Annotated in this window: 19 protein-coding genes; 11 read left to right on the top strand and 8 right to left on the bottom strand. The window is 74.3% G+C overall.

All coding sequences use genetic code 11. From position 1 onward, the window contains the following. Positions 1–87 precede the first annotated feature (87 nt). Positions 88–1,398 (bottom strand): VOC family protein, encoded by a 1,311-nt coding sequence (locus AB0I11_RS20970; RefSeq protein WP_357322756.1) that lies wholly within the window; start codon positions 1,396–1,398, stop codon positions 88–90. 144 nt (positions 1,399–1,542) lie between these two features. Here AB0I11_RS20970 and ndk point away from each other — a divergent pair, with 144 nt between their 5' ends. Beyond that, positions 1,543–1,968: a nucleoside-diphosphate kinase gene (gene ndk / locus AB0I11_RS20965; protein WP_357322753.1), complete on the top strand. Its 426-nt coding sequence runs from the start codon at positions 1,543–1,545 to the stop codon at positions 1,966–1,968. A 54-nt stretch (positions 1,969–2,022) separates the two neighbouring features. Here the strand turns inward: ndk and sigJ are convergent, their stop codons facing one another. Continuing rightward, positions 2,023–2,907 carry an RNA polymerase sigma factor SigJ gene (sigJ, locus tag AB0I11_RS20960; RefSeq protein WP_357322752.1) on the bottom strand — a complete coding sequence of 295 codons (885 nt, stop codon included), beginning with the start codon at positions 2,905–2,907 and terminating at the stop codon, positions 2,023–2,025. Then, positions 2,904–3,344, bottom strand: a complete 441-nt coding sequence (locus tag AB0I11_RS20955; protein WP_357322749.1) for a carboxymuconolactone decarboxylase family protein — start codon at positions 3,342–3,344, stop codon at positions 2,904–2,906. The genes sigJ and AB0I11_RS20955 overlap by 4 nt, the downstream gene beginning before the upstream one ends. Before the next feature lie 193 nt (positions 3,345–3,537). Between AB0I11_RS20955 and AB0I11_RS20950 the strand changes: the two genes are divergently transcribed. After that, positions 3,538–5,088, top strand: coding sequence for an alkaline phosphatase D family protein (locus AB0I11_RS20950; protein WP_357322746.1), 1,551 nt, complete (start codon positions 3,538–3,540; stop codon positions 5,086–5,088). A gap of 106 nt (positions 5,089–5,194) precedes the next feature. Here AB0I11_RS20950 and AB0I11_RS20945 read toward each other — a convergent pair whose 3' ends face one another. The 4 genes from AB0I11_RS20945 to AB0I11_RS20930 are packed head-to-tail and all read right to left on the bottom strand — an operon-like array spanning position 5,195 to position 8,852. After that, complete coding sequence (locus AB0I11_RS20945) at positions 5,195–5,980, bottom strand: ABC transporter permease (RefSeq protein ID WP_357322743.1); 786 nt, start codon at positions 5,978–5,980, stop codon at positions 5,195–5,197. An 11-nt stretch (positions 5,981–5,991) separates the two neighbouring features. Then, entirely contained in the window at positions 5,992–6,762 is a 771-nt protein-coding gene (locus AB0I11_RS20940) for an ABC transporter permease (protein ID WP_357322741.1), read from the bottom strand. Further along, positions 6,759–7,769, bottom strand: coding sequence for an ABC transporter ATP-binding protein (locus AB0I11_RS20935; protein WP_357322738.1), 1,011 nt, complete (start codon positions 7,767–7,769; stop codon positions 6,759–6,761). Before AB0I11_RS20935 ends, AB0I11_RS20940 begins: the two co-directional genes overlap by 4 nt. A gap of 60 nt (positions 7,770–7,829) precedes the next feature. After that, the gene (locus tag AB0I11_RS20930) at positions 7,830–8,852 is read right to left on the bottom strand and encodes an ArsR family transcriptional regulator (protein WP_357322735.1); all 1,023 of its coding nucleotides are present in this window, start codon (positions 8,850–8,852) and stop codon (positions 7,830–7,832) included. A 277-nt stretch (positions 8,853–9,129) separates the two neighbouring features. Between AB0I11_RS20930 and ileS the strand changes: the two genes are divergently transcribed. Next, complete coding sequence (gene ileS / locus AB0I11_RS20925; RefSeq protein WP_357322732.1) at positions 9,130–12,300, top strand: isoleucine--tRNA ligase; 3,171 nt, start codon at positions 9,130–9,132, stop codon at positions 12,298–12,300. Positions 12,301–12,459: 159 nt separating this feature from the next. Continuing rightward, positions 12,460–13,149 carry a lysophospholipid acyltransferase family protein gene (locus tag AB0I11_RS20920; RefSeq protein ID WP_357322729.1) on the top strand — a complete coding sequence of 230 codons (690 nt, stop codon included), beginning with the start codon at positions 12,460–12,462 and terminating at the stop codon, positions 13,147–13,149. Positions 13,150–13,191: 42 nt separating this feature from the next. Here the strand turns inward: AB0I11_RS20920 and AB0I11_RS20915 are convergent, their stop codons facing one another. Next, entirely contained in the window at positions 13,192–14,769 is a 1,578-nt protein-coding gene (locus AB0I11_RS20915) for a hypothetical protein (protein WP_357322726.1), read from the bottom strand. 134 nt (positions 14,770–14,903) lie between these two features. Between AB0I11_RS20915 and AB0I11_RS20910 the strand changes: the two genes are divergently transcribed. The 7 genes from AB0I11_RS20910 to AB0I11_RS20880 all read left to right on the top strand — a co-directional run bounded on the left by AB0I11_RS20910 (position 14,904) and on the right by AB0I11_RS20880 (position 25,452). Continuing rightward, the gene (locus AB0I11_RS20910; protein ID WP_357322723.1) at positions 14,904–16,943 is read left to right on the top strand and encodes a TIGR03960 family B12-binding radical SAM protein; all 2,040 of its coding nucleotides are present in this window, start codon (positions 14,904–14,906) and stop codon (positions 16,941–16,943) included. 179 nt (positions 16,944–17,122) lie between these two features. Further along, positions 17,123–17,563, top strand: coding sequence for a hypothetical protein (locus AB0I11_RS20905; protein WP_357322721.1), 441 nt, complete (start codon positions 17,123–17,125; stop codon positions 17,561–17,563). 13 nt (positions 17,564–17,576) lie between these two features. Next, the gene (locus AB0I11_RS20900; protein WP_357322718.1) at positions 17,577–19,019 is read left to right on the top strand and encodes a hypothetical protein; all 1,443 of its coding nucleotides are present in this window, start codon (positions 17,577–17,579) and stop codon (positions 19,017–19,019) included. A gap of 10 nt (positions 19,020–19,029) precedes the next feature. Beyond that, positions 19,030–20,601 (top strand): type VII secretion-associated serine protease mycosin, encoded by a 1,572-nt coding sequence (mycP, locus tag AB0I11_RS20895; RefSeq protein ID WP_357322715.1) that lies wholly within the window; start codon positions 19,030–19,032, stop codon positions 20,599–20,601. A 312-nt stretch (positions 20,602–20,913) separates the two neighbouring features. Next, the gene (locus tag AB0I11_RS20890) at positions 20,914–21,633 is read left to right on the top strand and encodes a TIGR03936 family radical SAM-associated protein (protein WP_357322771.1); all 720 of its coding nucleotides are present in this window, start codon (positions 20,914–20,916) and stop codon (positions 21,631–21,633) included. A gap of 131 nt (positions 21,634–21,764) precedes the next feature. Continuing rightward, positions 21,765–24,857, top strand: coding sequence for an Rne/Rng family ribonuclease (locus AB0I11_RS20885; protein ID WP_357322712.1), 3,093 nt, complete (start codon positions 21,765–21,767; stop codon positions 24,855–24,857). 118 nt (positions 24,858–24,975) lie between these two features. After that, positions 24,976–25,452, top strand: a complete 477-nt coding sequence (locus AB0I11_RS20880; protein WP_357322709.1) for a hypothetical protein — start codon at positions 24,976–24,978, stop codon at positions 25,450–25,452. The last annotated feature ends 17 nt before the right edge of the window (positions 25,453–25,469 follow it).

Below are 25,469 nucleotides of genomic sequence, written 5' to 3'. Positions count from 1 at the left end.
GGACTGACATGTCCAGGCGTCGGGAGTGCTCACCCGCCCGCGGCTACCGGATGTCGAGTCTGCCAACGGCTCACCCGACAGCTCCCATTAGGCGTCGGTGAGGCTGCGCCACTGGGTCAGCGCCACCCCGTGCCCGTCCGGGTCCTTGAAGGCGGCCGCCCACACCTCCAGCCGGCTGCCCCGGTTGACCACCCGCGGGGCGTACGTGAACCGGACCCCGGACCCGCGCAGCCGCTCGTACGCGGCCTGGATGTCGGCGACCTCCAGGTTGACGTGGACCAGCCGGCGACTGATCGGGGCGGCCCCGGTCACCTGGCGCAGCACGAGCCGGGTCGGCCCGGAGACGAGGACGGCGTTGCCGGCGCCCCGGTCGAGCTCGTCGAAGCCCAGCTCCCGGTAGAAGTCGAGGGACCGGTCCAGGTCGGTGACGAGCAGGGTGATCCCGACCCCGCTGATCGGGTTGTCCGCCTCGGCGGGCGGGTCGGCAGGCGGGTCGGCCGCCGGCCCGAAGATGGCCTCGTCCAGCTCCTCGGCGGTGGGGCCGGCGTCCGGCCCCGGCTCGTCCAGCGGTAGGTCGATCGGGTCGAAGCCCTCCTCGGCCGGCGGCCGCGGCGCGGGGGTGGCCCGTCGGGGCAGCGGCCCGCCGGGCATCGGCCCGCCGGCCATCGGCCCGCCCGCCATCGACCCGCCGGCGGCCGGCTCCACGACCTCGCCCTCGACGACCTTCGGTCCACCGGGACGCTGGTGCACCACCACCGGCTCGCGCTCCTCGCTGAGCAGCACGTCGTCCAGCGGCGGATCCGACGCGTCCCGGAAGTCGTCGCGGAAGTCGTCGCGGAAGTCGTCCCGGAAGTCGTCCTCCGGGCGCCGGCCGGCCCACGGCGGGGCCTCCTGCCCGATCAGCACCTCCTCCACCGGCTCCGGCCCGCCGTACTCGGGCGGCAGGTCGGCGAGGGTGGCGGCACTCTCCGTGTGGGTGGGCACCTCGTCCCAGAGGACCCGGACGTGGCGCTGGTCGTCCAGGGCGACCCGGATCGGCAGGGCCTGGCCGAGCGACGGCCACTTGGCGACCGGCACCCGCGGCTCGATGATCTTCTTCGACCGGGGCGGCAGCCCGGGCGCATCGATGACCAGTTGCAGTTCGCAGCGGCCGAACGCGTACTGGGTGGGCGGTTCGGAGGCGCTGTGCACGTGCCCCAGCCCGACCACCCAGGTGCGCCCGCCGCCGCGCACCGTGGCCAGGGCGATCGCCAGGACCAGCAGCGCGACGCCGAGCGCGACGATCGCCCAGCTCGTCATGCCCAGCCCGAACAGCGTGATGAAGGTCGCCACGGTGCCCAGCACCACGCCGATCAGTTTCCGTACCGGCGCGATGGTGCGGTTCCCGCCATTCGCCACAGTGGACCTCCCAGGGGTTCCAGGGCCAGGCTAGGCCGGGGCGGCGACCAAGGGAAAGAGCAGCCGCCGTCCCGGCGCCGGGACCGGGTCGCTAGGCTGACCGTACCCAGCCGAAGCCGCATCCGCGCACAGGAGGAACCCAGCGTGTCCAGCAGCAGCCCCGAGGAGCGCAGCCTCGTCCTCATCAAGCCCGACGCGGTCCGCCGCGGTCTGGTGGGCGAGATCCTCGCCCGGTTCGAGCGCAAGGGGCTGCGGATCGACGCGATGGTCTCCCGGACCATGGACGGCGACTTCGCCGACCAGCACTACGCCGAGCACGTGGACAAGCCGTTCTACCCGCCGCTGAAGGCGTTCATGACCGGCGGCCCGCTGGTCGCCCTGGTGCTCTCCGGCGACCAGGTGATCGACGTGGTCCGCGCGATGATCGGCAGCACCGACGGGCGCAAGGCCGCCGCCGGCACCATCCGCGGCGACTTCTCGCTGTCCAACCGGGAGAACCTGGTGCACGCCTCCGACTCCGTGGACAGCGCCAAGCGGGAGATCGCGCTCTGGTTCCCCGAGCTGGGCTGACCTCACCGTCGACGGCCCCGGCCCGCACTGCGGGACCGGGGCCGTCGCGCGTGGTCAGTCCGCGACCAGGGTCAGCTTGTCCGGGTTGCCGATCAGGTAGAGGCCGGTGATCCGGCCGCCGTCGGCGGCGACCGCGAGGGTGTAGCGGGTCCCGTCCGGCCAGCGCAGCAGCAGCCCCGGGGCGCCGTTCAGCTCCACCGGCGCCGCCCCGACGTGCGGCTGGCGGCGGCCGTAGATGCCGGCGAAGAAGCGGGCGATCCGGTCCGACCCGTACACCGGGTTGAGCGCCGCCCGGACCCGACCGCCGCCGTCGCTCCACGCGGTGGCGTCGGCCGCGACCAGGTCGGTCAGCCGGGCCAGGTCGCCGTCGCGGGCCGCCGCGAGGAACGCGTCGAGCAGCCTCCGCTGCTCCGCCGGGCCCGCCGTGAAGCGCCGCCGCTCGTCCTGGATCCGGGCCACCGCCCGGTGGTGCAGCTGCCGGCAGTGCGCCACCGACCGGTCCAGCAGGTCGGCGATCTCGGCGTACGGCAGCGCGAACGCGGTGTGCAGCACATACACCGCGCGTTCCGGTGGGGTGAGCCGTTCCATCAGGTGCAGCAGCGCGGTGGAGAGCGTCTCGCGCTGCTCCACGGTGTCCAGCGGCCCGAACGGCGACGGGTCGGTGGGCACCGGCTCCGGCAGCCACGGCCCGACGTACGTCTCCCGGGCGGCCTGCCGTGCGCGCAGCCGGTCCAGCGCCAGCCGGGTCACCACCCGGGACAGGTACCGGCGCGGTTCGGCGACCGCCGCCCGGTCCACGTCCAGCCAGCGCAGGTAGGCCTCCTGGAGCACGTCCTCGGCGTCGTGCAGGCTGCCCAGCATCCGGTAGGCGAGCCCGAGCAGCATCGGCCGGTGCGCGGTGAGCGCACCGGCCGCCTGCGCTGCCCCGGCCCGGGTCACACCTCGAGGGGCGGCTGGGTCTGGCTGGTCACGGAGATCCGGTTCCACACGTTGATTGTGGCGATCGCGACGACCAGGTCGGCGAGTTCCTTCTCCGACCACACCTTCGCCGCCGCGTCCCACACGTCGTCCGGCACGCCGTGCTCGCCGAGGCGGGTGACCGCGTCGGTCAGCGCCAGGGCGGTGCGCTCCCGCTCGTCGAAGAACGGCGCCTCCCGCCAGGCCGCCACCGCGAAGAGCCGGCGGGTGTCCTCGCCGGCCGCGAGCGCGTCGCGGCTGTGCATGTCCACGCAGAACGAGCAGCCGTTGAGCATCGACGCGCGCAGCTTCACCAGCTCCAGCACGGTGTGCTCCACGTTCGCCTGGACGTACTTCTCCAGCCCGAGCACGGCCCGGTACGCCTCCGGCACCGCCGCCGCCATGTTGATCCGACTCATCTCGGCCTCCTTCGGTTCGGCTTTCCGCCCGTACGACGGGTGGCGGGGGTGCCGGCGTGACAGGGCGATCCTGTGACGGTGGTCATGTCGACGAGTGGTCAGCCCTGGTTCTCCCGCCGGCCATCCGGTCCGCCGGTCCGCCTCACCTCGCCCCGGTAGACCCACGGGTACCGATTCCCAACGGAGGGGACAGATGACTTCTCTCGACCGACGTACCGTGTTGCGCGCCGGCCTGCTGACCGGCGCCGGGCTGGCCGGCGGTGGCCTGCTCGGCGGCGCCCGGGCCGGTGCGGCGCCGGCCTTCCACCCGGCCGGCCGCCCGGTGCTCACCCACGGCGTGCAGAGCGGGGACGTGACCGCCGACTCGGCGCTGGTGTGGACCCGCGCCGACCGCCCCGGGCGGATGCTCGTGGAGGTGAGCCGCCGGCCGGACCTGCGTGGCGCCCGGCTCGTGCGAGGGCCGGTGGTGGACCCGTCGACCGACGGCACCGGCCGGGTGCGGCTGCGCGGATTGCCCGCCGGGGAGCGGCTGCACTACCGGGTGAGCGTGGAGAGCCTGGACCGGCACGGGGTGTGCAGCGAGCCGCTGGTCGGCTCGTTCCGGACCGCGCCCGGCCGGCAGGAGCGCCGCGACGTGCGGTTCGTCTGGACCGGCGACATCGTCGGCCAGGGTTGGGGGATCAGCCCGGACTTCGACGGCATGGCGATCTTCCGGTCGATGCGGGCGTGCCGCCCGGACTTCTTCCTGTGCAGCGGGGACACCGTCTACGCCGACGGGCCGCTCGTCGAGAGCGTCCCGCTGCCGGACGGGCGGATCTGGCGCAACCTGGTCACCCCGGCGAAGAGCAAGGTCGCCGAGACGCTCGCCGAGTATCGCGGGCAGTTCGCGTACAACCTGCTCGACGACCACCTGCGGGCGTTCGCCGCCGAGGTGCCGCAGGTCAACCAGTGGGACGACCACGAGGTGTTGAACAACTGGTACCCGGGGGAGATTCTCGCCGACGACCGGTACACCGAGAAGCGGGTGGACGTCCTCGCCGCCCGGGCCCGGCAGGCGTTCCACGAGTGGCTGCCGGCGCCCGCCGAGGGCCCGCTCTACCGCCGCCTGTCGTACGGGCCGCTGCTGGACGTCTTCGTGCTCGACATGCGGACGTACAAGGACCCGAACGACGGCAACACCTATGCCGACCCGGCGCGCGGCCTGCTCGGCCGGGCGCAGCGGGAGTGGCTGATCCGGGAACTGACCCGGTCCCGGGCCACCTGGAAGGTGATCGCCAACGACCTGCCGCTCGGCCTCGTCGTGCCGGACGGACCCGGGGCGCAGGAGGGCGTGGCCCAGGGCGACCCGGGCGCGCCGGCCGGCCGCGAGGTGGAGTTCGCCGAGGTGCTGCGGGCCGTGCACCGGGCCGGGGTGACCGGCGTCGTCTTCCTCACCGCCGACGTGCACTACACCGCCGCCCACCACTACGACCCGGCGCGGGCGGCGTTCGGGGACTTCACCCCGTTCTGGGAGTTCGTCTCCGGGCCGGCGCACGCCGGCGCGTTCGGCCCGAACGCCCTGGACGGCACCTTCGGCCCGCAGGCGGTCTTCGTGCACGCCCCGCCGCGGGCGAACACCTCACCCGCCGAGGGCTTCCAGCACTTCGGCGAGCTCGCCGTCGACGGCGCGACCGGTGACCTCACGGTGCACCTGCGCGACCGCGACGGCGCCTCCCTCTGGACCACCACCCTCCCCGCCCCCTGACCCGCTGACCCCCTGCCCCCGGGCCGCCGTCGGTCGACCATGACGGCAGCGGCGATGTCGATCGCCACCTCCATGATCAACGAGGTGGGCCCGGGGGCCGGTGGGCCTAGAGGGTGTCCAGGGAGGCGTGGCGGCGGGATTCGGCTTCGAAGAGCTTGAGGAGGACGGCGGCGAGGATCGCGTAACCGAGGCCGACGGCGGCCTCGGCGGCCAGGGCCGGGACGGCCGCCCGGAACGGCTCGTCGGCGGCCAGTTGGCGGGCGGCCCGGGCGGCGTGGGTGATCGGCAGCGCCTCACCCACCGCGCGCATCCAGCCGGGCAGCCCGGCGGCGGGCACGTTCACGCCGGTGAGCAGGAGCAGCAGCGCCACCGACACGTTCGAGACCACCCAGACGTCCCGGAACCGCAGGCCCAGTGCGCCCAGGGTGAGCCCGAAGAACCCGCAGGCCAGCGCCGCCACCGCGAGGGCCAGCAGGAGCCCCGGCAGGGCCCGCACCGGCACCCGCAACCCGAGCAGCAGCGCACCCACCGTCAGCGTGCTGGCCGCGATGAGCAGCCCGTTTCCGGCGTACGGGAGGACCCGGCCGAGGAAGACGGCGGTGCGGCTGCGCGGGGAGAGCAGCACGTGCCCCAGGGTGCCGAAGCGCCGCTCGTTGGCCACCGCCATGGTGCCGCCGAAGACGCAGGAGAGCGAGGCGGCGAGCACCGCGTTGCCGACGATGTAGAAGCGGTCGTCGGCGACGCCCAACTGCCGGCCCAGGTAGGCGAAGAAGAGCAGCTGGAAGATCGGACCGACCAGCAGCGAGCCGATGAACATCGCCGGGGTGGTCCAGTTGAACAGGGCCCGGTAGGCGATCACGCCGCCGGTGCCGATCAGCCGGAAGAGTGCCATCGTCGTCCCCCTCAGGCCAGCGCGAGGGTCGCCGCGGCGCGGGCCCGTCGCTCCACGTACGTCATCATCACGGCCCCGGCGGCCAGGCAGCCGAGGCTGATCGCCAGGCAGACGCCCAGCGACGGCCAGACCGGGCCGCCGACGGCCGCCTCGTGCACCGCGCGGGCGCCCCAGGTGGTGGGGAGCACCGCGGCGACCGGGCCGGTCCAGCCGGGCAGCACGGTGAGCGGCACCAGCATCCCGGAGACCAGCCAGATCGGATATTCGAGCGTGTTGGTCAACGCGTTGGCGTTGCGCATCAGCACGAAGGTGGAGGCCAGCAGCAGGCCGAACATGCCCAGGCCGAGCACGCAGCCGGGGACCGCGACCAGGAAGAGCAGCGGGTGCGCGAAATCGAGCGGTACGCCGTAGAGCAGCCGGCCCCAGAGCAGGGTGGCGAGCATGGCGTACGTGCCGGTGACCGCGGTGGCCAGCGTGATCGGCAGGATCATCAACGCCGGCGGGCGGGGCGCCAACATGATCATTTCCAGGGTGCCCTGCCAGCGCTGGTTCTGGATGGCGCCACCGGAGCCGAAGAGCACCGACGACCAGACCCCCATCAGCCCGGCGCCCACCGCCGCCTCCAGCAGCCGGCCCGGCTCGCCGCCGGCCCGGAACAGGTAGACCGCCAGGGTGGCCTGCACCACCGGCACGATCAGCGCCGTGGCGATCTCGAACGGGGAACGGGTGAGCTGCTTGGTGTGCAGCAGCAGGCCCACCCCGATCATGCGCAGCACCCTCACGCCGGCACCGCCTCGACCGGCCGGGTCGGCGCGCCGACCCGGTTGACGATCGTCACGTACGCGTCCTCCAGCGTCGGCTGGCGGGCGGTGACCCGGCCCAACCGGACCCCGTCCAGCTCGCGCAGCACGGCCGCCTGCACGTCCACCCCCGCGTCGGACTGCACGGTCAGCACCTGTGCCGCGCCGGTGACCGCCACGCTCGCCTCCCGCACCCCGGGCAGGGCGTGGATCGCCGCGAGCTGCGCGTCCGCCACCCCGTACGCCTCGACCTCCAGCACCTGCCGGCCGTCGGCGTGGTGCCGCAGCTCGGCGGGGGTGCCCAGGGCCTGGATGGTGCCGTTGGCGATCACCGCGATCCGGTCGCAGAGCTCGTCCGCCTCCGCCATGTAGTGCGTGGTCAGCAGCACGGTGGTGCCGGTGGCGGCCAGGTCGGCGACGGTCCGGCGCAGCTCCCGCGCGGCCACCGGGTCCACCCCGATCGACGGCTCGTCGAGGAAGAGCACCCGCGGCCGGTGCAGCAGGCCCCGGGCGATGTGCAGCCGCTGCCGCATCCCCCGGGAATAGCCCTCCACCCGCTCGTGCTCCCGGCCGGCCAGCCGGACCAGCTCCAGCAGTTCGGCGATGCGCCGCTGCTGCTCCCGTCCCGGCACGCCGTACAGCTCGGCGAAGTAGCGCAGGTTGTCCCGGGCGGAGAGCCGGTCGTACAGGCCCCGGTCGCCGCCGAAGACGTAGCCGATCCGCCGGCGTACCTCCCGGGTCTGGGTGACCACGTCGTGGCCGCACACCCGGGCGGTGCCGGCGGTCGGGATCAGCAGCGTGTTCAGCAGCTTGATGGTGGTGGTCTTGCCGGCGCCGTTCGGTCCGAGCAGGCCGAACAGCTCCCCGTTGCCGACCGTCAGGTCGACGCCGCGGACCGCCTCCACCTCCCGGCGCTGTGGTCGCAGCCAGCCCGTGCGGCTGCGGTAGGTGCGGCGCAACCCGGCCGCCTCGATCGCGTACTCGCTCATGCCGGCGAATCTATGGACCGCGGGCGGGGCGGGGAAACGAATTCGGCGCCGGCCGAATCCTCAGGCGGAGGCGGCTGCCGGACCCGCACCGATCAGCGTGACCAGGGCCACGCCGGCCGGCTCCAGCCCGTACAGGACGCGGCGGCCGACCCGGCGGCGGTGCACCACCCCGGCGCTGAGCAGCGCCGCGAGGTGTTCCGAGACGGTGCTCGGGGCCAGGCCGAGGGTGGCGGCCAGCCCGGCCGTGGTGGCCGGCCGGGACAGCGCCCGCAGCACCTGGGCCCGGCCCCGACCGACCAGCACCGCCAGCCGGTCGGCCGCCGGGGACTCCGGCGCGCGGGCGTCGGCCAGCCGGTCCGCCAGCAGCACCGCGCCGCGCGCCTGGTAGGAGACCGCGATGACCTCGGGGTGGTCGGTGGAGTGGGTGAGCGCGCCCCGCGAGAAGATCAGCGGGATCAGCAGCAGCCGCTGGTCGACCGCCCGGAAGCTCCACTCCGACGGCTTGACCAGGCTGAGCACCGGCCGGTCCCAGCGGACCCGCTCGTGCAGGTCGGCCAGGAGCGCGTCGGGCCCGTCGGCGGCGAGGGCCCGCGCCCGGTGCAGCACCTCCTCGTCGAGGGCCACCCGCATCGCCGGCCACCAGGGGGCGATCGCCGCGTCCCAGTACGCCTGGATGCCGTCGGCCAGCCGGTCCAGCGCGCCCTGCCGGTCGGTGACGAACGGGCGCAGCCAGTCCGGCAGGTCACCGGGGTCGTGGTAGCGGGGGATCTGCTCGGCGATCACCTCGGCCGGGGTGGCCCGCAGCGCGGCCAGCTCCTCCTCGATGGTCGGGCTGGCGCCCGGCGGCACCGGGCCGAGGAAGTCCGGATACCACGGCCCGGTCCGGGTGTAGAGCAGCGCGGGCGCGGTCGCGGGCCGCTCGGCGAGCACCCGCCGGGCGTGCCGGGCCCAGCCGGTATACGGCCAGGGCGCGTCGTCCCGGTAGCGCTGCAGGAGGTAGAGGCTGCACTTGGCCTCCCAGAGCGGGCTGGTGGCGATCCGGGTGCGGGCCAGGGTGGGCTCGTCCAGCTCGATCCGGATCACGCCGGCAGCCTAGCCGGGCGGTCGAGTACGCTGGACGGCACACAGGCGACGACCCGGCCATCACCGGCGAGCCTCCGGAAGAACAGCCGGGTGACCGGCCCAGTAGAACCGGACGGGACCGGCCCGTCACAGCCGGCCAACGAGCGGGCGGTCGCACCTCGGCCGCCAAGCGGGGTGGTACCGCGGGCCCGGCCCGGGGCGCCGGTCACGGCGTACCGGATCAGGCTCGTCCTCGCAGACCCACGGACCGTGAGCTGCTGAGGAGAGAGCGACCCCGATGGCCTATCCGTTGCACGACCCGACCGCCGCCGGCGTCCCGGCGAGCCCGGACCTGCCCGCGGTCGAGCGCCGGGTCCTGGAGCACTGGACGGCCGACAAGACCTTCGAGGCCAGCGTCGAGGCCAGGCCGACCGGCGACGACGGTAAGAACGAGTACGTCTTCTACGACGGCCCGCCGTTCGCCAACGGCCTGCCGCACTACGGCCACCTCTTCACCGGGTACGTGAAGGACGTGGTGCCGCGCTACCAGACCATGCGCGGCAAGCACGTCGAGCGCCGGTTCGGCTGGGACTGCCACGGGCTGCCCGCCGAGGTGGTGGCCGAGAAGCAGCTCGGCATCACCTCCAAGGCGGAGATCCTCGACCTGGGCGTGGCCCGGTTCAACGACGCCTGCCGCACCTCGGTGCTGGAGTTCACCCAGGACTGGGAGCGGTACGTCAACCGGCAGGCCCGCTGGGTCGACTTCACCAACGACTACAAGACCCTCGACCTGGACTACATGGAAAGCGTCATGTGGGCCTTCAGGACCCTGCACGACAAGGGCCTGGTCTACGAGGGCTTCCGGGTGCTGGCGTACTGCTGGCGGTGCGAGACGCCGCTGTCGAACACCGAGACCCGGATGGACGACGTCTACAAGGACCGGCACGACCCGACCCTGACGGTCTGGTTCGGGCTGACCCCGGACGAGTCCGCGCCGGAACTCGTGCGCGGCCCGGTCCGGCTCGGCGTCTGGACCACCACGCCGTGGACCCTGCCGTCCAACCTGGCGCTCGCCGTCGGCCCGGACATCGAGTACGCGGTGCTGGAGCACCGGGGTTCCCCGGACAGCGAAGGCAGTGGTGACCGCTTCGTGGTCGGCGCCGCCCGGCTCGGCGCGTACGCCAAGGAGCTGGAGGGGTACGAGCAGGTCGGCACCGTGTCCGGCCGGGACCTGGTCGGGCGCCGCTACCGCCCGCTCTACGACTTCCTGGTCGAGCGGGCCGGCGAGAACGCCTACCAGGTGCTCGGCGCGGACTTCGTCACCACCGAGGACGGCACCGGGATCGTGCACCTGGCCCCGGCCTTCGGCGAGGACGACCAGAACACCTGCAACGCGGCCGGCATCCCGACCATCGTCACGGTGGACGACCACACCCGGTTCACCGCGCTGGTCCCGCCCTACCAGGGCGAGCAGGTCTTCGACGTGAACAAGCCGGTGATCCGGGAGCTGAAGGAGCGGGGGGTGGTGCTCAAGCAGGACACCTACACCCACTCGTACCCGCACTGCTGGCGCTGCGACACCCCGCTGGTCTACAAGGCGGTCTCCTCCTGGTTCGTCGCGGTCACCCGGTTCAAGGACCGGATGGTCGAGCTGAACCAGCAGATCAACTGGACGCCGGGGCACATCAAGGACGGCTCGTTCGGCAAGTGGCTGGCCAACGCCCGGGACTGGTCGATCAGCCGGAACCGGTTCTGGGGCTCGCCGATCCCGGTGTGGAAGTCCGACGACCCGAACTACCCGCGGGTGGACGTGTACGGCTCGCTGGCCGACATCGAGCGGGACTTCGGGGTACGCCTGACCGACCTGCACCGGCCGGCGGTGGACGAGCTGGTCCGGGCCAACCCGGACGACCCGACCGGCAGGTCGATGATGCGCCGGGTGCCGGAGGTGCTGGACTGCTGGTTCGAGTCCGGCTCGATGCCGTTCGCCCAGGTGCACTACCCGTTCGAGAACCGGGAGTGGTTCGAGCACCACTACCCGGGCGACTTCATCGTCGAGTACATCGGACAGACCCGCGGCTGGTTCTACACCATGCACGTGCTGGCCACCGCGCTGTTCGACCGGCCGGCGTTCCGCAACTGCCTCAGCCACGGCATCCTGCTCGGCTCGGACGGGCGCAAGATGTCCAAGAGCCTGCGCAACTACCCGGACGTCTACCACGTCTTCGACTCGTACGGGTCGGACGCGATGCGCTGGATGCTGATGTCCTCGCCGGTGCTGCGCGGCGGCGACATGGCGGTGACCGAGACGCTGATCCGGGACGCGGTGCGTCAGGTGCTGCTGCCGCTCTGGAACGTCTGGTACTTCTTCTCGCTCTACGCCAACGCCGACGGGTACCAGGCGCGGCGGCGCACCGACTCCACCCACCTGCTCGACCGGTACGTGCTGGCGAAGACGAACGAGCTGGTGGCGACCGTCGGCGCGCAGCTCGACGGGTACGACATCTCCGGCGCGTGCGCCAGCGTCCGGTCCTACCTGGACGCGCTGACCAACTGGTACGTGCGCCGGTCCCGGGACCGCTTCTGGGCCGGCGACGCGGACGCGTTCGACACGCTCTGGACGGTGCTGGAGACGCTCTGCCGGGTGGTGGCGCCGCTGGCGCCGCTGACCGCGGAGGAGATCTGGCGCGGCCTGACCGGTGAGCGGTCGGTGCACCTGACCGACTGGCCGTCGGCGGAGGAGTTCCCGGCCGACCACGAGCTGGTCGCCGCCATGGACAACGTGCGGGCGGTCGCCTCGGCGGCGCTGTCGCTGCGCAAGGCCAAGGGCCTGCGGGTGCGGCTGCCGCTGTCGAAGCTGACCGTGGCCGCCCCGGTCGCGGCCCAGCTGCGGCCCTTCGCCGACCTGGTCGCCGACGAGGTCAACGTCAAGGAGGTCGTCGTCTCCGACGAGGTGTCCGCGTACTGCCAGCAGGTGCTGACCGTGGTGCCCCGGGCGCTCGGGCCGCGGGTCGGCAAGGCGGTCCAGCAGGTGATCAAGGCGGTCAAGGCGGGGGAGTGGGAGCTGGTCGACGGCGCCCCGGTCGCCGCCGGGGTCACCCTGACCGAGGGCGAGTACGAGCTGCGCCTGGTCGCCGCCGACGCCGAGCACTCCGCGCCGCTGCCCGGCGGCGAGGGCGTGGTGGTGCTGGACACCGAGGTCACCCCGGAGTTGGCCGCCGAAGGGCTGGCCCGGGATGTGGTCCGGGTGGTGCAGCAGGCCCGCCGGGACGCCGACCTGGACGTCTCGGACCGGATCGCGGTGGCGGTCTCGGCGTCGGCGGAGGTGCGCGCCGCGGTGGCCGCGTACACCGACTTCGTGGCCCGGGAGGTGCTGGCCGACACGATCGACTTCGTCGAGGGCGTCGAGGGCTTCCCCGGCGAGGTCGGCGAGGGCGAGCGGGTGACGGTCGCGGTCCGGCGGGTCTGAGGTGCGCGGCGGGGGCCCGTCCAGCCGGATCCGGCGCAGGAGGGGCCCCCGACCGGCACCCGCCCCGGCGGGTGGACCTGCCGGCCACCCCATCGGTCGCAGGTGGTGGCGTCCGCTACCGTGACAGCGCCTGCTTCACGTTCGAACGCCGGAGGACCCGTGCCCCTGCTCTACACCATCGGCAAGCTCACCGTGGCGCCCACGGTGCGGCTGGCCTTCCGCCCCCACGTGGAGGGTTTGGAGCACATCCCGCCGACCGGCGGCGCGATCTTCGCGGGCAACCACCTCTCCGTCGCCGACGAGTTGCTGCTCGGCACGGTGGTGCCCCGGCACCTGGCCTTCTGGGCCAAGTCGGAGTACTTCAACGGCACCGGCGTGAAGGGGATCTTCTCCAAGTTCGTGCTCACCGGGCTGGGCGCCATCCCGGTCGAGCGGGCCGGCGGTCGGGCCGCGCTGTCCGCGTTCGACGCCGCCATCCCGGTGCTCAAGGCCGGTGACCTGGTCGCCGTCTACCCGGAGGGGACCCGCTCGCCGGACGGGCGGCTCTACCGGGGGCGGACCGGCACGGCCCGGCTCGCGCTGGCCGCCGGCGTGCCGGTCATCCCGGTCGGCGTGATCGGCACCGACAAGGCCCAGCCCATCGGGACGCGCATCCCCCGGCCGGGCAGAGCCAAGATCACCATCAAGTTCGGCAAGCCGCTGGACTTCACCGGCCGGTCCGACGACCGGACGTCGCTGCGCCAGATGACCGACGAGCTGATGGCCGAGATCCAGAAGCTCACCGGCCAGGAGTACGTCCCGCGCTACGCGCCCCGGCGCGCCGAGCCCACCGCCGACCCCACCGCCTGACCGGCGGCCCGCCCTCGGCGGGTGCCGGCCGGCCGGTGCCGGTCAGGACTGCTGCGGGGTCACCACCTGCTGGCGCAGGGTGTCCAGCAGGCGGGCGCTGTCGTCGACGGAGAGCCGGGTGAAGACGCCGGTGGCCAGGCTGCCGTGGTCGACGGAGGTGCACACCACCACCGCCTCGCCGTCGTCGCGGCCCACCGCGCAGCGTTCGTACCGGCCCCGGACCCCGGTGTCGACCGGCTCGGCGGCGTCCAGCGCGTACCGCTCGCGGAGCCGGGCGATCTCGGCGTCCGCGTCCGACTCCGGGGTCAGCCGGAACCCGGTGCCGCCGAAGAGGATCACCCGCTTGCCGTCGTTCGTGCTGTAGATGCCGGCGAAGGTGTCCTCGGCGAACAGGTGCGCCTGGCGTACCTCGGTCTTGAGTTTCCGGGCGGTGGCCACGCTGCGCTGGTCCTCGCGCAGCCGCAATCCGGTCATCCGGTCGGGCAGCGTGGCGCTGGCGGGGTACTGCTCGGACATCGGCTGGGCCCACCAGAGCGGCACGCCGCAGCAGCAGGCCACGGTGAGCAGCAGCACCCACGGCCAGCGCCGCCTGCGACGGACCGGCACCGGCACGTACCCCTTGGGTGGCCGCCAGTCGGGCGGCGGGGCCACCGGCGGGGGCGGGTTCCCGCGGCGGCGCTGCTTCGGCGCCGGCACGGGCGGCGCCGGCCGGGGCGGGGAGACCGGCACCGGCGGCGCGGCCGGGCGGGCGACGACCGGCGGGTGCGCCACCGGCGGGTGCGCCACCGGCGGGAGCGCCATCGGCGGCGGCGGGCCGACCGGCGCCGGGTACGGCAGCGTGTGCGGGGGCGGCGGGTAGTGCAGCGTCGGCGGCAGGGCCGGGAAGTCGACCGAGTGCAGGTCCCAGCCGGTGGTGTCCACGCCCTCCCACGGGTCGACCGGGACCTGGTGCTCCGGCGCCGGGGGCGGCAGGGGGGTGGGTTCGGCGGACTCGCCCCAGGCACGCCGGCGCGGCGGCGGGGGCGGGACCGGCGCGGAGCCGCTCCAGCGGGGCGCGGCCGGTTCGGCGGCGGTCTCCACCCGGGTGGGGTCGGGCTGACCGGCGACCCGGGTCGGGTCGGGTCGCCCGGCCGCCGCCGCCGGCTCCGGTGCGGCGGTCCGGGGATCCAGGTCACCCAGGCCGGGCGCGGGTGCGTCGGCGGGACCGCTCGGGTCCGTCCGGTCGGGTGCGTCGGTCGGCTCGGGCGCGGCGGTCCGGGGCTCCGCGTCACCCGGGTCCGGTGCGTCGGTCGGCTCGGGCGCGGCGGCCCGGGGTTCCGCGTCACCCGGGTCGGGTGCGTCGGTCGGCTCGGGTCGGTCGGTGGGGCCGGGTGCGTCCGGCTGCTGGTCACCGTCGTGACCGGCCGGGGTCGCCGGTGGGGTGCCGACCGGGCCGACACCGGCCGTGGGCGGCGGGTCGGCCGGGCCCGGCGCGAGGTGGTCCGGGGCGTCCGCGCCGCCCTGGTCGGCCGGCGCCGGCGGTACGGGGGAGCGGGCCGGCTCGTCGGTGCCCGGCTCCCGGCTCGTGGCCGGGCTGCCCCCGTCGGCCGGCCGGTCCGCCCCCGGCTGCGGCTGCGACATCGCGGCTGTCTCCTCTCGCGCCCGCTGCGAGGTTAGTACCGCCGCGCCACCGCCGCCGAATCCGCCGCCTCGGCCGCCCCGGGTCCTGCGGTGCGCCGTGGTGACCGGGGGAGCACCGCGTACCCTTGGGCATCATGAGTGCCCCGTCCACGACGCCGCGCCCGGTCGCGGCCAATTCTGGCGACGGCTCCGGCTTCGCGGCCCCGACGCCGCGCGGCGACCTGGGGTCGTCGGTCTGGCCCCGGCTGGAGCCGCTGCTGCCCCAGGTGACCAAGCCCATCCAGTACGTCGGCGGTGAGCTGGGCGCGGTGGTCAAGGACTGGAACACGGCGACCGTCCGGTGGGCGCTGATGTACCCCGACGCGTACGAGGTGGGCCTGCCCAACCAGGGCGTGCAGATCCTCTACGAGGTGCTCAACGAGCTGCCCGACGTGCTCGCCGAACGGACCTACGCGGTCTGGCCGGACCTGGAGAAGCTGATGCGCGCCCACGGCGTGCCGCAGTTCACCGTCGACGCGCACCGGTCGGTGCGCGACTTCGACGTGTTCGGCGTCTCCTTCTCCACCGAGCTGGGCTACACCAACCTGCTCACCGCGATCGACCTGGCCGGCGTCCCGCTGCTCGCCGCCGACCGCACCGACGCCGACCCGGTGATCGTGGCCGGCGGGCACGCCGCGTTCAACCCGGAGCCGATCGCCGACTTCGTCGACGCCGCGGTGCTCGGCGACGGCGAGGAGGCGGTGCTGGAGATAACCGCGATCGTCCGGGACTGGAAGGCCGAGGGCTGCCCCGGCGGGCGCGACGAGCTGCTGCTGCGGCTGGCCCGCACCGAGAGCGTCTACGTGCCGCGCTTCTACGACGTGGACTACCTGCCGGACGGGCGGATCCAGCGGGTCGTGCCGAACCGCCCGGACGTGCCGTTCCGGGTGCACAAGCGCACGACGATGGACCTGGACGCCTGGCCGTACCCGAAGAAGCCGCTGGTGCCGCTGGCCGAGACGGTCCACGAGCGGTACGCGGTGGAAATCTTCCGGGGTTGCACCCGGGGCTGCCGGTTCTGCCAGGCCGGCATGATCACCCGCCCGGTGCGGGAACGCTCGATCACCACGGTCGGCCAGATGGTGCAGCAGGGTCTGGAGTTCTCCGGCTTCCACGAGGTGGGCCTGCTCTCGCTCTCGTCGGCCGACCACTCCGAGATCGGCGACATGTGCTCCGGCCTGGCCGAGCAGTACGCGGGCACCAACGTCTCGCTGTCGCTGCCGTCGACCCGGGTGGACGCCTTCAACATCGACCTGGCCCAGGAGCTGTCCCGCAACGGCCGGCGGACCGGTCTGACCTTCGCCCCCGAGGGCGGGTCGGAGCGGATCCGCCAGGTGATCAACAAGATGGTGTCGAAGGAAGACCTCATCCGCACCGTGGTCACCGCGTACACCAACGGCTGGCGGCAGGTGAAGCTCTACTTCATGTGCGGCCTGCCCACCGAGACCGACGAGGACGTCCTCGAGATCGCCGACATGGCGCACGAGGTGATCCGGGCCGGCCGGGCGGCGACCGGGTCGAAGGACATCCGCTGCACGGTCTCCATCGGCGGGTTCGTGCCGAAGCCGCACACCCCGTTCCAGTGGGCCGCGATGGAGCGGCCGGAGGTCATCGACGGCCGGCTGCGGCTGCTCAAGCAGGCCATCAACAGTGACCGCTCGCTGGGCCGGGCGATCGGCTTCCGCTACCACGACGGCGAGCCGTCGCTCATCGAGGGCCTGCTGTCCCGGGGTGACCGCCGGGTCGGCGCGGTGATCCGCAAGGTCTGGGAGAACGGCGGCCGGTTCGACGGCTGGAGCGAGCACTTCTCCTACCAGCGCTGGGTGGACGCCGCCGCCGAGGTGCTGCCGGCGTACGGCGTCGACCTGGACTGGTACACCACCCGGGAGCGCGAGGAGCTGGAGGTCCTGCCCTGGGACCACCTCGACTCCGGCCTGGACAAGGACTGGCTCTGGCAGGACTGGCAGGACTCCCGCTCCGGGTACGAGCAGGACGACTGCCGGTGGACGCCGTGCTTCGACTGCGGCGTCTGCCCGTCCATGGACACCGAGATCCAGATCGGCCCCACCGGCCGGAAGCTGCTGCCGCTGACCCCGGTCAACGGCCTGAAGCTGCCCAGCGGCGCCGCGCGGTAACGCGGCCGACGCGCAGCGGAGCGCGGGAACCCCTCGGGGTCCCGCGCTCCGGTGCATTTCGGGACGCTTGACCGGGTCGATGTCCCGTAACGCGGGGTGGGGGTGCCTCGACTGGCCGTCACTCGATACGCTGCGTCCGTATTGGACCGACCGTGGTCGGCAGCGGGGAGGCAGCAGCCATGGGTGACATCAAGCCGCCGGACACCGGCGATCTGCACGTCAGCGTCGAGGACCTGGACGCGGCGGCGGCGTACGTCGAGCGCCTGAAGCAGTACGTCGACGACACGATCAGCTATGAGATGGAACGCATCAAGGAGCGGATGAAGGGCGACAGCAACAACGCCCAGACCGTCCCGAACGGCACCCCGTTCGGCGCGTACGAGGACGCGCGGATGCAGTGGCAGGCGCTGACCCGGTCGACGGCCAACATGGAGGCCCACCTCAAGGGGATCTCCAACAAGCTCGCCGGGCTCAAGCAGGGCACCGAGGACATCGCCAAGGCGTTCCGCGACGTCGAGGCGCGCAACGCCGCCAACGGCAAGCAGATCGAGCGCCTGCTGGAGTCGGCAGCGCCGCCGCCGAGCACGGGCGACCAGCCCACCTACCCGTACACGGCCTGAGGGGGAGACGGTCATGGCAGGAACCTGGGAGCAGTGCGTCCGCGAGGTGACGCTCTCGGCCGACCCGGAGACGGTCGGCTCGGTCAGTGTGGGCTGGAACAGCCTCTCCACCGGGCTGGGCTACCTGCGGGACGCGCTGGTCGGCCGCTCCTTCGTCGGTCCGATCGCGTCCAGCCAGGAGCGCCCGCACACCGGTGGCCTGCCCACCCTGCTGGCCGGCTGGAAGGGCAGCGGCGGCGACGCGTACCGCGACCACCTGGCGGAGATCGGCAAGGACATCGAGCAACTGATCACCCACGCCGCCAACGTCAGCGGGGCGCTGTCCCGGATCGAGGGCGACATCCGCAAGTCGGTCGCCAGCATCCCCATCCCGCTGATGGACAACTTCGGGTGGAACGAGTGGAGCCTGCCCAACGGCACCGAGCTCGACGACGCCCGGGACGGCGAGAGCTCGTCGGGCTTCCTCGCCGCGTTGCGCAAGGACTACCAGAGCAACCCAGCCTCGTACGCCGACGGCGCGTTCCGCGACAAGGCCGACGACCTCGAGGCGACCATGAAGATCGACGGCAACGCCGAGGACCACAAGCGTGGCGGCTGGTGGGACACCAAGTCGCACCTGGACAACTGGTACAACGACAACCAGAAGGCGGCGACCGGCGCGATGTCGCCGCTGCCCACCGCGGTGGAGACCGAACGGCCCCGGCTGGTCGTGCCGAGGCCGGACGGCGGTGACGTGGCCGACGGTTACACGCCGGACAAGCAGACCCCGCCCTCCGTGAACATTCCGGGCGGTGGCGGCGGCGGAGGTGGTGGCGGCGGCTTCGGCGGCGGCGGTCCCTCCGTCGGCAGCATCGGCGGTGGCGGTGGCGGCGGTTCGTTCGGCGGCGGCGGTGGGGTCGGATCCATCGGGTCGCCGTCCACCGGTGGCGGCCACTCCGGTGGCGTGGGGTCCATCGGCTCGCCGTCGACCGGGGCTCCGGGCACCGGCGGCCATGAGTACGGCACCGGCCTGGCCGGTGCGGCCGCACCGACGGTCGGCACCGGGTACGGCACCGGTACCGGTCTGGGTGGTGGCCTCGGATCGGCCGGCCTCGGCGGCGCGGGCGGCCTCGGCGGTGGCGTCGGCGGCGGGGTCGGCTCGGCCGGCGGGATCGGCGGCGGCGCGGCCGGTGGCATCGGGGTCGGCGGCATCCCCGGCATGGTCGGTGGCGGCAACGGCAAGGTGCCGCCGATGACCAGCGCGGCCAGCGCGTTGCGCAACGCGGCCGGGGCCGGTGCCGGCGCCGGCGGCGCGGGCGCGCTGCGCGGCGGCGCCGGGATGATGGGCGGCGGCATGATGGGCGGCCACGGCGGCGCCGGGCACGGCGGCGGTGGCAGCGAGCACTCGTCGTGGTTGACTGAGGACGACGATCCGTGGGGCAGCGGTGACGCGGCGTCCCCGGGCATCCTGCGATGAGGACGGACGGATGAGGTTCAACGTCGGCGGCCTCCGGCCGGTCGTGGCGGCCCTGGTGACCGGCCTGCTGGTGCTGGGGGCCGCCCAACCGGCGGCCGCCGCGCCCCGGCGGGCCGAGCAGTGGTATCTGGACGAGCTTCGCATCGACCAGGTGCACCGGCTGGCCACCGGTCGTGGCGTGCTGGTGGCGGTGGTGGACACCGGCGTCGACGGCAGCCACCCGGACATCGCCGGTCAGGTCGTGCCGGGGCGCCGGACCGACGGCCGCAGCGGCGACGCCCGGACCGACCCGGAGGGTCACGGCACCCACATGGCCGGCATCATCGCCGCCACCAACGCCGCCCGGGACGGCGTGACGGGCATCGCCCCGGCCGCGAAGATCATGCCGATCGGGATCACCACCAAGCGGCGGGGCGGCATCACCAGTACGGCGGCGGCCGACGGCATCCGGCTGGCCGCCGACCGGGGCGCCAAGGTGATCAACCTCTCCTTCGGCAGCGACGGCGCCGCCTCGGAGGCCGAGGTCCAGGCGATCAAGTACGCCCTGGACCGGGACGCCGTGGTGGTGTCCTCGGCCGGCAACACCGACCTGGGCGACACCGAGGTGAACGCCCCGGCCAACATCCCCGGCGTGATCGCGGTGACCGGCACCACCAAGGGCGGCCGGTTCTGGTCCGGCTCGGTGCAGGGCCCGGAGGCGGTGATCGCCGCCCCCGGCGACGGCATCTACAACATCGGCCCGGAGCACGGCTACGGCTGGGGTGACGGCACCTCCGACGCCAGCGCGATCGTCTCCGGGATCGCGGCCCTGATCCGGTCGAAGTACCCGGACCTCGACGCGCCGAACGTGATCAACCGGCTGATCCGGACGGCCCGGGACGCCGGCCCACCCGGTCGGGACCCGCAGTACGGCTTCGGCCGGATCGACCCGATAGCCGCGCTCACCGCGAAGGTGCCGGCGGTCTCCGCCAACCCGCTCCTCGGTGAGCAGTCGGCCAGTCCGGCGGCGCCGCAGGCGGGCGAGGACGACAACTTCGACGTCACCCAGTACGGCGACCGGGGCGGCCCCACCGATCAGCAGGTCATGATCATCGGCATCGGCATCGTCGTGGTGCTGGTCATCCTGGTCGGCCTGACGATCTTCCTGATCTGGAACCGTCGCCGCTACCGGCGGGAGGCGGCCCGGGCGGCCGATCTGCCGGACGAGGTGCTCGACCGGATGGCCGCCGAAGAACTACCGCCGGTCCCGACCGGCTACGGCCCGCCCGGCTACGGCCCGCCGGCCGGTCACGTCCCGCCGGGCGGCCCGGGCTACCCGCCCGGCGGCCAGGTTCCCGCCCCGGGCTACCCGCCGGGCGGCCAGGCTCCGGGCTACCCGCCGGGCGGCCAGGCTCCGGGCTACCCGCCGGGCGGCCAGGCTCCGGGCTACCCGCCGGGCGGTCCGGCTCCCGGCCAGGTCTATCCGCCGGGCGGTCCGGCTCCCGGCCAGGGCTACCCGCCGGGCGGGTACGCCCCGCCCGCCGGCTACCCACCACCGCCGAGCGGGCCGCCCACACCGCCACCGGGCGGAAACCAGTCCTGACCGCCGCGGCCGGCCGGGTGACCTGCGCGTCACCCGGCCGGCCGTCGGCGTCCGGTGCGGCGGCCTACAGCGACCGGTTGGGCCGTTCCGGCCGGCCTGCCGGGCCGCCGCGCCCGCCCGCCGCAGGCCACCCACAGCGCCGCACCCGCTCCGGCGGCGTGCCGTCCGGGGCGCCGCGCCTGCCCCGGCTGCGTGCCGTCCGGGGCGCTGCGCCAGGATGGGGCGGACAGGCAGGCAGCACCCGAGGAGCTCACGATCGCCAGAAAGCCTCAACCCGAGGGCGGCCAGGCGCCGGTCGTCCAGCGGGTCCGGATCCGGTACGCCAAGCGTGGACCGCTGCGGTTCACCTCGCACCGGGACTTCGCCCGGGCCTTTGAGCGTGCGCTGCGCCGGGCCGGCGTGCCGATCGCCTTCTCCCAGGGCTTCACCCCGCACCCCAAGATCTCGTACGCCTCGGCGGCGCCGACCGGCGTCGCCAGCGAGGCCGAGTACCTGGAGATCGGCCTGCGCGAGCCGGTCGACCCGGAGGGGCTGCGGCAGGCGCTGGACGCCGCGCTCTCACCCGGCCTGGACGTGCTCGACGCGGTGGAGGCGAGCGGCGGCAGCCTCGCCGACCGGATCGAGGCGTCCCGGTGGCGGATCGAGCTGCCCGAGGTCGACCCGGCGCTCGCCGAGCAGGCGGTGGCCGCGTTCCACGCCGCCGGGGAGATCCAGGTCGAGCGGATGACCAAGCAGGGCCGGCGCACGTTCGACGCCCGTGCCGCCGTCATCGCCATCGATGTGGTGCCCCCTTCGGAGACGCCTTCCGGGGCGGCGGCCGTACCGTGTGCGATACTCGAACTGGTCGTGCGGCAGGTCACCCCCTCCGTACGACCCGATGACGTCCTTTCCGGCCTCCGCGTGGTGGCCGCCCTGGAGCCGCCGGTCGCCCCACGGGTGATCCGGCTGGCGCAGGGCACGTTGACCGCGCAGGGCGAGATCGTCGATCCGTTGGATGCGGATCGCGACGGGACAGCCATCGGAGAACACTGACCGACGGTCAGCGTTCTGGCAGGCAGACTTCGGCGGTCGCGCGCCTGCGCGCCCGGCGGAAACACCTTTTGCGGCGACCCTGCGTGGCAGCGCTCACCCGCGCCCGGGGCAGCCAGAACTGGAGAACGTCCATGCTCGAGAACGAGCCCGAGGGCGGCGAACGGACCGGTGCGGAACCGGCCGAGGCTTCCGCCGCCAGCACCGACGCCACGCCCGAGGCGAAGCCGGTCCGGAAGCGGACCAGCCGCCGCAAGACCGCCCCGCTGAATCAGCCGGAGCAGATCGACGCACCCGTCGAGGCGTCCACCGGCCTCGGCGCCGGCAGCGGCGAGGCGCCGCAGGCCGAGGTCTTCGCGCCGGTCTCCGGCGAACTCGACGGCGCGGCGAAGAGCACTCGCCGGCGCCGCAAGGCGACCCCCGCGAAGGCGGTCGCCGAGCCGGTGGCCGCCGACGCCGTGGCGCCGGCCGCCGACGAGGTCGTCCCGCCGGTCAAGGTGACCCGTACCCGCCGGCGCAAGGCCACCCCGCCCGCCGAGCCCGCCGCCGAGGCGGCGGCCGTCGAGCCGCCGGCGCTCGCCGAGGCGCCGGCCGACACCGAGGATGCCGGGCGCACACCGCCCGCCCGGGAGACCGTGCCGGCGGGGCCGCCGGCGGAGACCGCCGACGAGGCGGCCGAGGACGAGGACGCGGTGGGCGAGGACGCCGAGGACGAGGCGGCACCGGCCGGCGTGGCCGAGCTGCCGCCGGCCGACGAGGCCACCCTGGCCCGGGCCGGTGGCCTGCAGGACCGCACCGGCGAGGTCTCGCCGGGCGCCGCCGTGCCGGGCAAGGAGGAGCGGCCGGCCGAGGAGCCGGCCCCCACCACCCGACGCCGCCGGGCCGCGCTCTCCGCGCCGACCGTCCTGTTCATGGCGCCGCAGCCCGACGAGGTGCCGACCGTCCGGGTCACCTACCCGGCCGCCACCGAGGAGCCGGCCGAGGAGCCGGCGGAGACCGGTCGGCGCCGCCGCCGGGCCCGCCGCGAGGTCGAGCCGGTCGACGTCGAGGTCGAGGTCGAGGAGGAGCCGGCCGTCGAGGCCGAGGAGATCGCCGAAGCGGACGAGGACGAGGACGAGGACGAGGAGACGGCCGCTGCCCGTCGCCGCCGTCGTCGCGGCCGCCGGGGTCGGGGCCGGGGCAAGGGTGGCGCGGACGATGCCGACGAGGAGGCCGACGAGGAGGCCGCCCAGGCCGAGGCCGGCGAGCCCGAGGAGGAGGCCGAGGAGGCCGAGGAGGAGTCGGAGGGCGACGGGCTGACCCGCCGCCGGCGCCGGCGCCGCCGCCGGGGCGCCGGTGACGTGGAGACCGCGGCCGAGGACGGGGTGCCCACGGTCGTCAAGATCAGGGAACCGCGCAAGGCCGTCGACGAGGTGCAGGGCGTCTCCGGCTCGACCCGGCTGGAGGCCAAGCGGCAGCGCCGCCGGGACGGCCGCGAGCAGCGGCGTACCCGGCCGCCGATCCTGAGCGAGTCGGAGTTCCTGGCCCGCCGGGAGGCGGTCGACCGGGTGATGGCGGTCCGCCAGCGCGGCGACCGTACGCAGATCGCGGTCCTCGAGGACGGCGTGCTGGTCGAGCACTACGTCACCCGCAACTCCTCGGGGACCATGGCCGGCAACGTCTACCTCGGCAAGGTGCAGAACGTCCTGCCGAGCATGGAGGCGGCCTTCGTCGACGTCGGGCGGGGCCGCAACGCCGTGCTCTACGCCGGCGAGGTCAACTGGGACACCAGCGGCCTGGAGGGCCGGGCCCGCTCGATCGAGCAGGCGCTCAGGTCCGGCGACTCGGTGCTGGTGCAGGTCACCAAGGACCCGATCGGGCACAAGGGCGCCCGGCTCACCAGCCACATCGCGCTCTCCGGCCGGCACCTGGTGTACGTGCCGAACGGCAACGCCTCCGGGATCAGCCGCAAGCTGCCGGACACCGAGCGCAAGCGGCTGCGGGACATCCTCAAGAAGCTGGTGCCGGACGGCGCCGGGGTGATCGTCCGGACCGCGGCCGAGGGGGCCAGCGAGGACGAGCTGGCCCGGGACGTCAAGCGGCTCCAGGCGCAGTGGGAGGACATCCAGGCCAAGGCCGCCTCCGGTGGCGCCCCGGTGCTGCTCTACGAGGAGCCGGACCTGGTCATCCGGGTGGTCCGGGACCTGTTCAACGAGGACTTCCGCGAGCTGGTCATCGAGGGTGAGCCGGCGTACGACCTGGTCGAGTCGTACCTGTCGCACGTCTCGCCCGACCTGGTGGCCCGGCTGCGCCGGCACGCCGGCACCAGCGACGTCTTCGCCGAGTACCGGATCGACGAGCAGATCCTCAAGGGGCTGGACCGGAAGGTCTTCCTCCCCTCGGGCGGGTCGCTGGTGATCGACCGGACCGAGGCCATGACGGTGATCGACGTCAACACCGGCAAGTACACCGGCTCCGGGGGCAACCTGGAGGAGACGGTCACCCGCAACAACCTGGAGGCGGCCGAGGAGATCGTGCGCCAGTTGCGGCTGCGCGACCTGGGCGGCATCGTGGTGATCGACTTCATCGACATGGTGCTGGAGTCGAACCGGGAGCTGGTGCTGCGCCGGCTCACCGAGTGCCTGGGCCGGGACCGGACCAAGCACCAGGTCACCGAGATCACCTCGCTGGGCCTGGTGCAGATGACCCGCAAGCGGATCGGCGCGGGCCTGTTGGAGGCGTTCAGCGAGACCTGTGAGTGCTGCAAGGGCCGCGGCGTGATCATCCACACCGAGCCGGTGCCGGAGAAGCCGCGCGCCGGCGGGGCAGGGGAGCGGGTCAAGGCGGTCGCCTCGGCCGTCACCGCGCCGGCCACCGAGGAGAAGGGCCGGCGCCGGGGCCGCAAGGCCGCCGCCGAGAAGCCCGCCGCCGAGGCCGCGCCGGAGCAGCCGGCCGCCCCGGAGCAGCCGGCCACGCCCGAGCCGCCGGTGGAACCGGTGAGGGCCGTCGCCGAGGTGGCCGACGACGACTACTACGACACCCAGGGCTACGACCTGTCCCGGTTCGAGACCGAGACGCCGGCCGCGCCGGCGGTCGCCGACGCGCAGGAGGGCGACTCGGCCCGGCTGGCCGGTGCGGACGACCCGGACGCGATCAGCGACGGTGCGGCCGAGGAGGAGAGCGGCGAGACGGGCACCGCGCGGCGCCGGTCCCGGCGCGGTGGCGCCCGGCGGCGTACCCGGCCGTGAGGCGCTGACCAGCACGACGTTTGACAGGGCCCCTTCCCCGGCAACAGAGTCGGCAGGAAGGGGCCCTGCCGTACCCGTCGACCCCCGGTCGGGACGCCGGCCCCGGACGGGAGGAGACATGCGCCGGGTGCTCGCGGTCACCGCGCTCACCGGGGTCCTGCTGGCCGGCGCGGGCTGCGCCGACCGGGACGACGACAACCCCTTCGCGGTGGGCTTCGCCTCACCGGCCCCGTCGTCCACGGCGGTCGCACCGTCGCCGACCGCCACCGGCGACGCGGGCGTCTGCGCGGGCGCCAAGCAGGCCGGTTCCGCGGCGGTGCAGACGTACGTGCAGGAACTGGCCCAGATGCTGGGTGCCGGGGCCACCGGGGACCGGAAGACCGAGCAGGCCGCCCGGCGGGACGCGGAGGCGGCGCTGGCCGGCTGGCGGGACGCCCTGCGGCAGCACTCGGCGCGGGCCGAGGACCCGCGGCTGCGTACCCTGCTGGCGGAGTTGGCCGACGAGGTCGGCGGGCTCGGCACGGACGTACGGGCGATCGACGAGACGCAGTTCGACCGGCTCCAAGGGCGCCTCGACGAGCTCTGTCCGGCCTGATCGGCGGCCCGGTTTGG

The organism is Micromonospora sp. NPDC050495, from assembly GCF_040655175.1.
GTDB lineage: Bacteria > Actinomycetota > Actinomycetes > Mycobacteriales > Micromonosporaceae > Micromonospora.
The sequence above is the reverse complement of the archived record's forward strand: the minus strand, read 5'-3'. Positions and strand labels throughout refer to the sequence as shown.

What these genes read in the sequence shown, in the direction of transcription:
- AB0I11_RS20955 (WP_357322749.1), bottom strand. Translation starts at nt 3,344, where the DNA reads ATGAGTCGGATCAACATGGCGGCGGCGGTGCCGGAGGCGTACCGGGCC.
- AB0I11_RS20950 (WP_357322746.1), top strand. Translation starts at nt 3,538, where the DNA reads ATGACTTCTCTCGACCGACGTACCGTGTTGCGCGCCGGCCTGCTGACC.
- AB0I11_RS20945 (WP_357322743.1), bottom strand. Translation starts at nt 5,980, where the DNA reads ATGGCACTCTTCCGGCTGATCGGCACCGGCGGCGTGATCGCCTACCGG.
- AB0I11_RS20935 (WP_357322738.1), bottom strand. Translation starts at nt 7,769, where the DNA reads ATGAGCGAGTACGCGATCGAGGCGGCCGGGTTGCGCCGCACCTACCGC.
- ileS (WP_357322732.1), top strand. Translation starts at nt 9,130, where the DNA reads ATGGCCTATCCGTTGCACGACCCGACCGCCGCCGGCGTCCCGGCGAGC.
- AB0I11_RS20915 (WP_357322726.1), bottom strand. Translation starts at nt 14,769, where the DNA reads ATGTCGCAGCCGCAGCCGGGGGCGGACCGGCCGGCCGACGGGGGCAGC.
- AB0I11_RS20910 (WP_357322723.1), top strand. Translation starts at nt 14,904, where the DNA reads ATGAGTGCCCCGTCCACGACGCCGCGCCCGGTCGCGGCCAATTCTGGC.
- AB0I11_RS20905 (WP_357322721.1), top strand. Translation starts at nt 17,123, where the DNA reads ATGGGTGACATCAAGCCGCCGGACACCGGCGATCTGCACGTCAGCGTC.
- AB0I11_RS20900 (WP_357322718.1), top strand. Translation starts at nt 17,577, where the DNA reads ATGGCAGGAACCTGGGAGCAGTGCGTCCGCGAGGTGACGCTCTCGGCC.
- mycP (WP_357322715.1), top strand. Translation starts at nt 19,030, where the DNA reads ATGAGGTTCAACGTCGGCGGCCTCCGGCCGGTCGTGGCGGCCCTGGTG.
- AB0I11_RS20885 (WP_357322712.1), top strand. Translation starts at nt 21,765, where the DNA reads ATGCTCGAGAACGAGCCCGAGGGCGGCGAACGGACCGGTGCGGAACCG.
- AB0I11_RS20880 (WP_357322709.1), top strand. Translation starts at nt 24,976, where the DNA reads ATGCGCCGGGTGCTCGCGGTCACCGCGCTCACCGGGGTCCTGCTGGCC.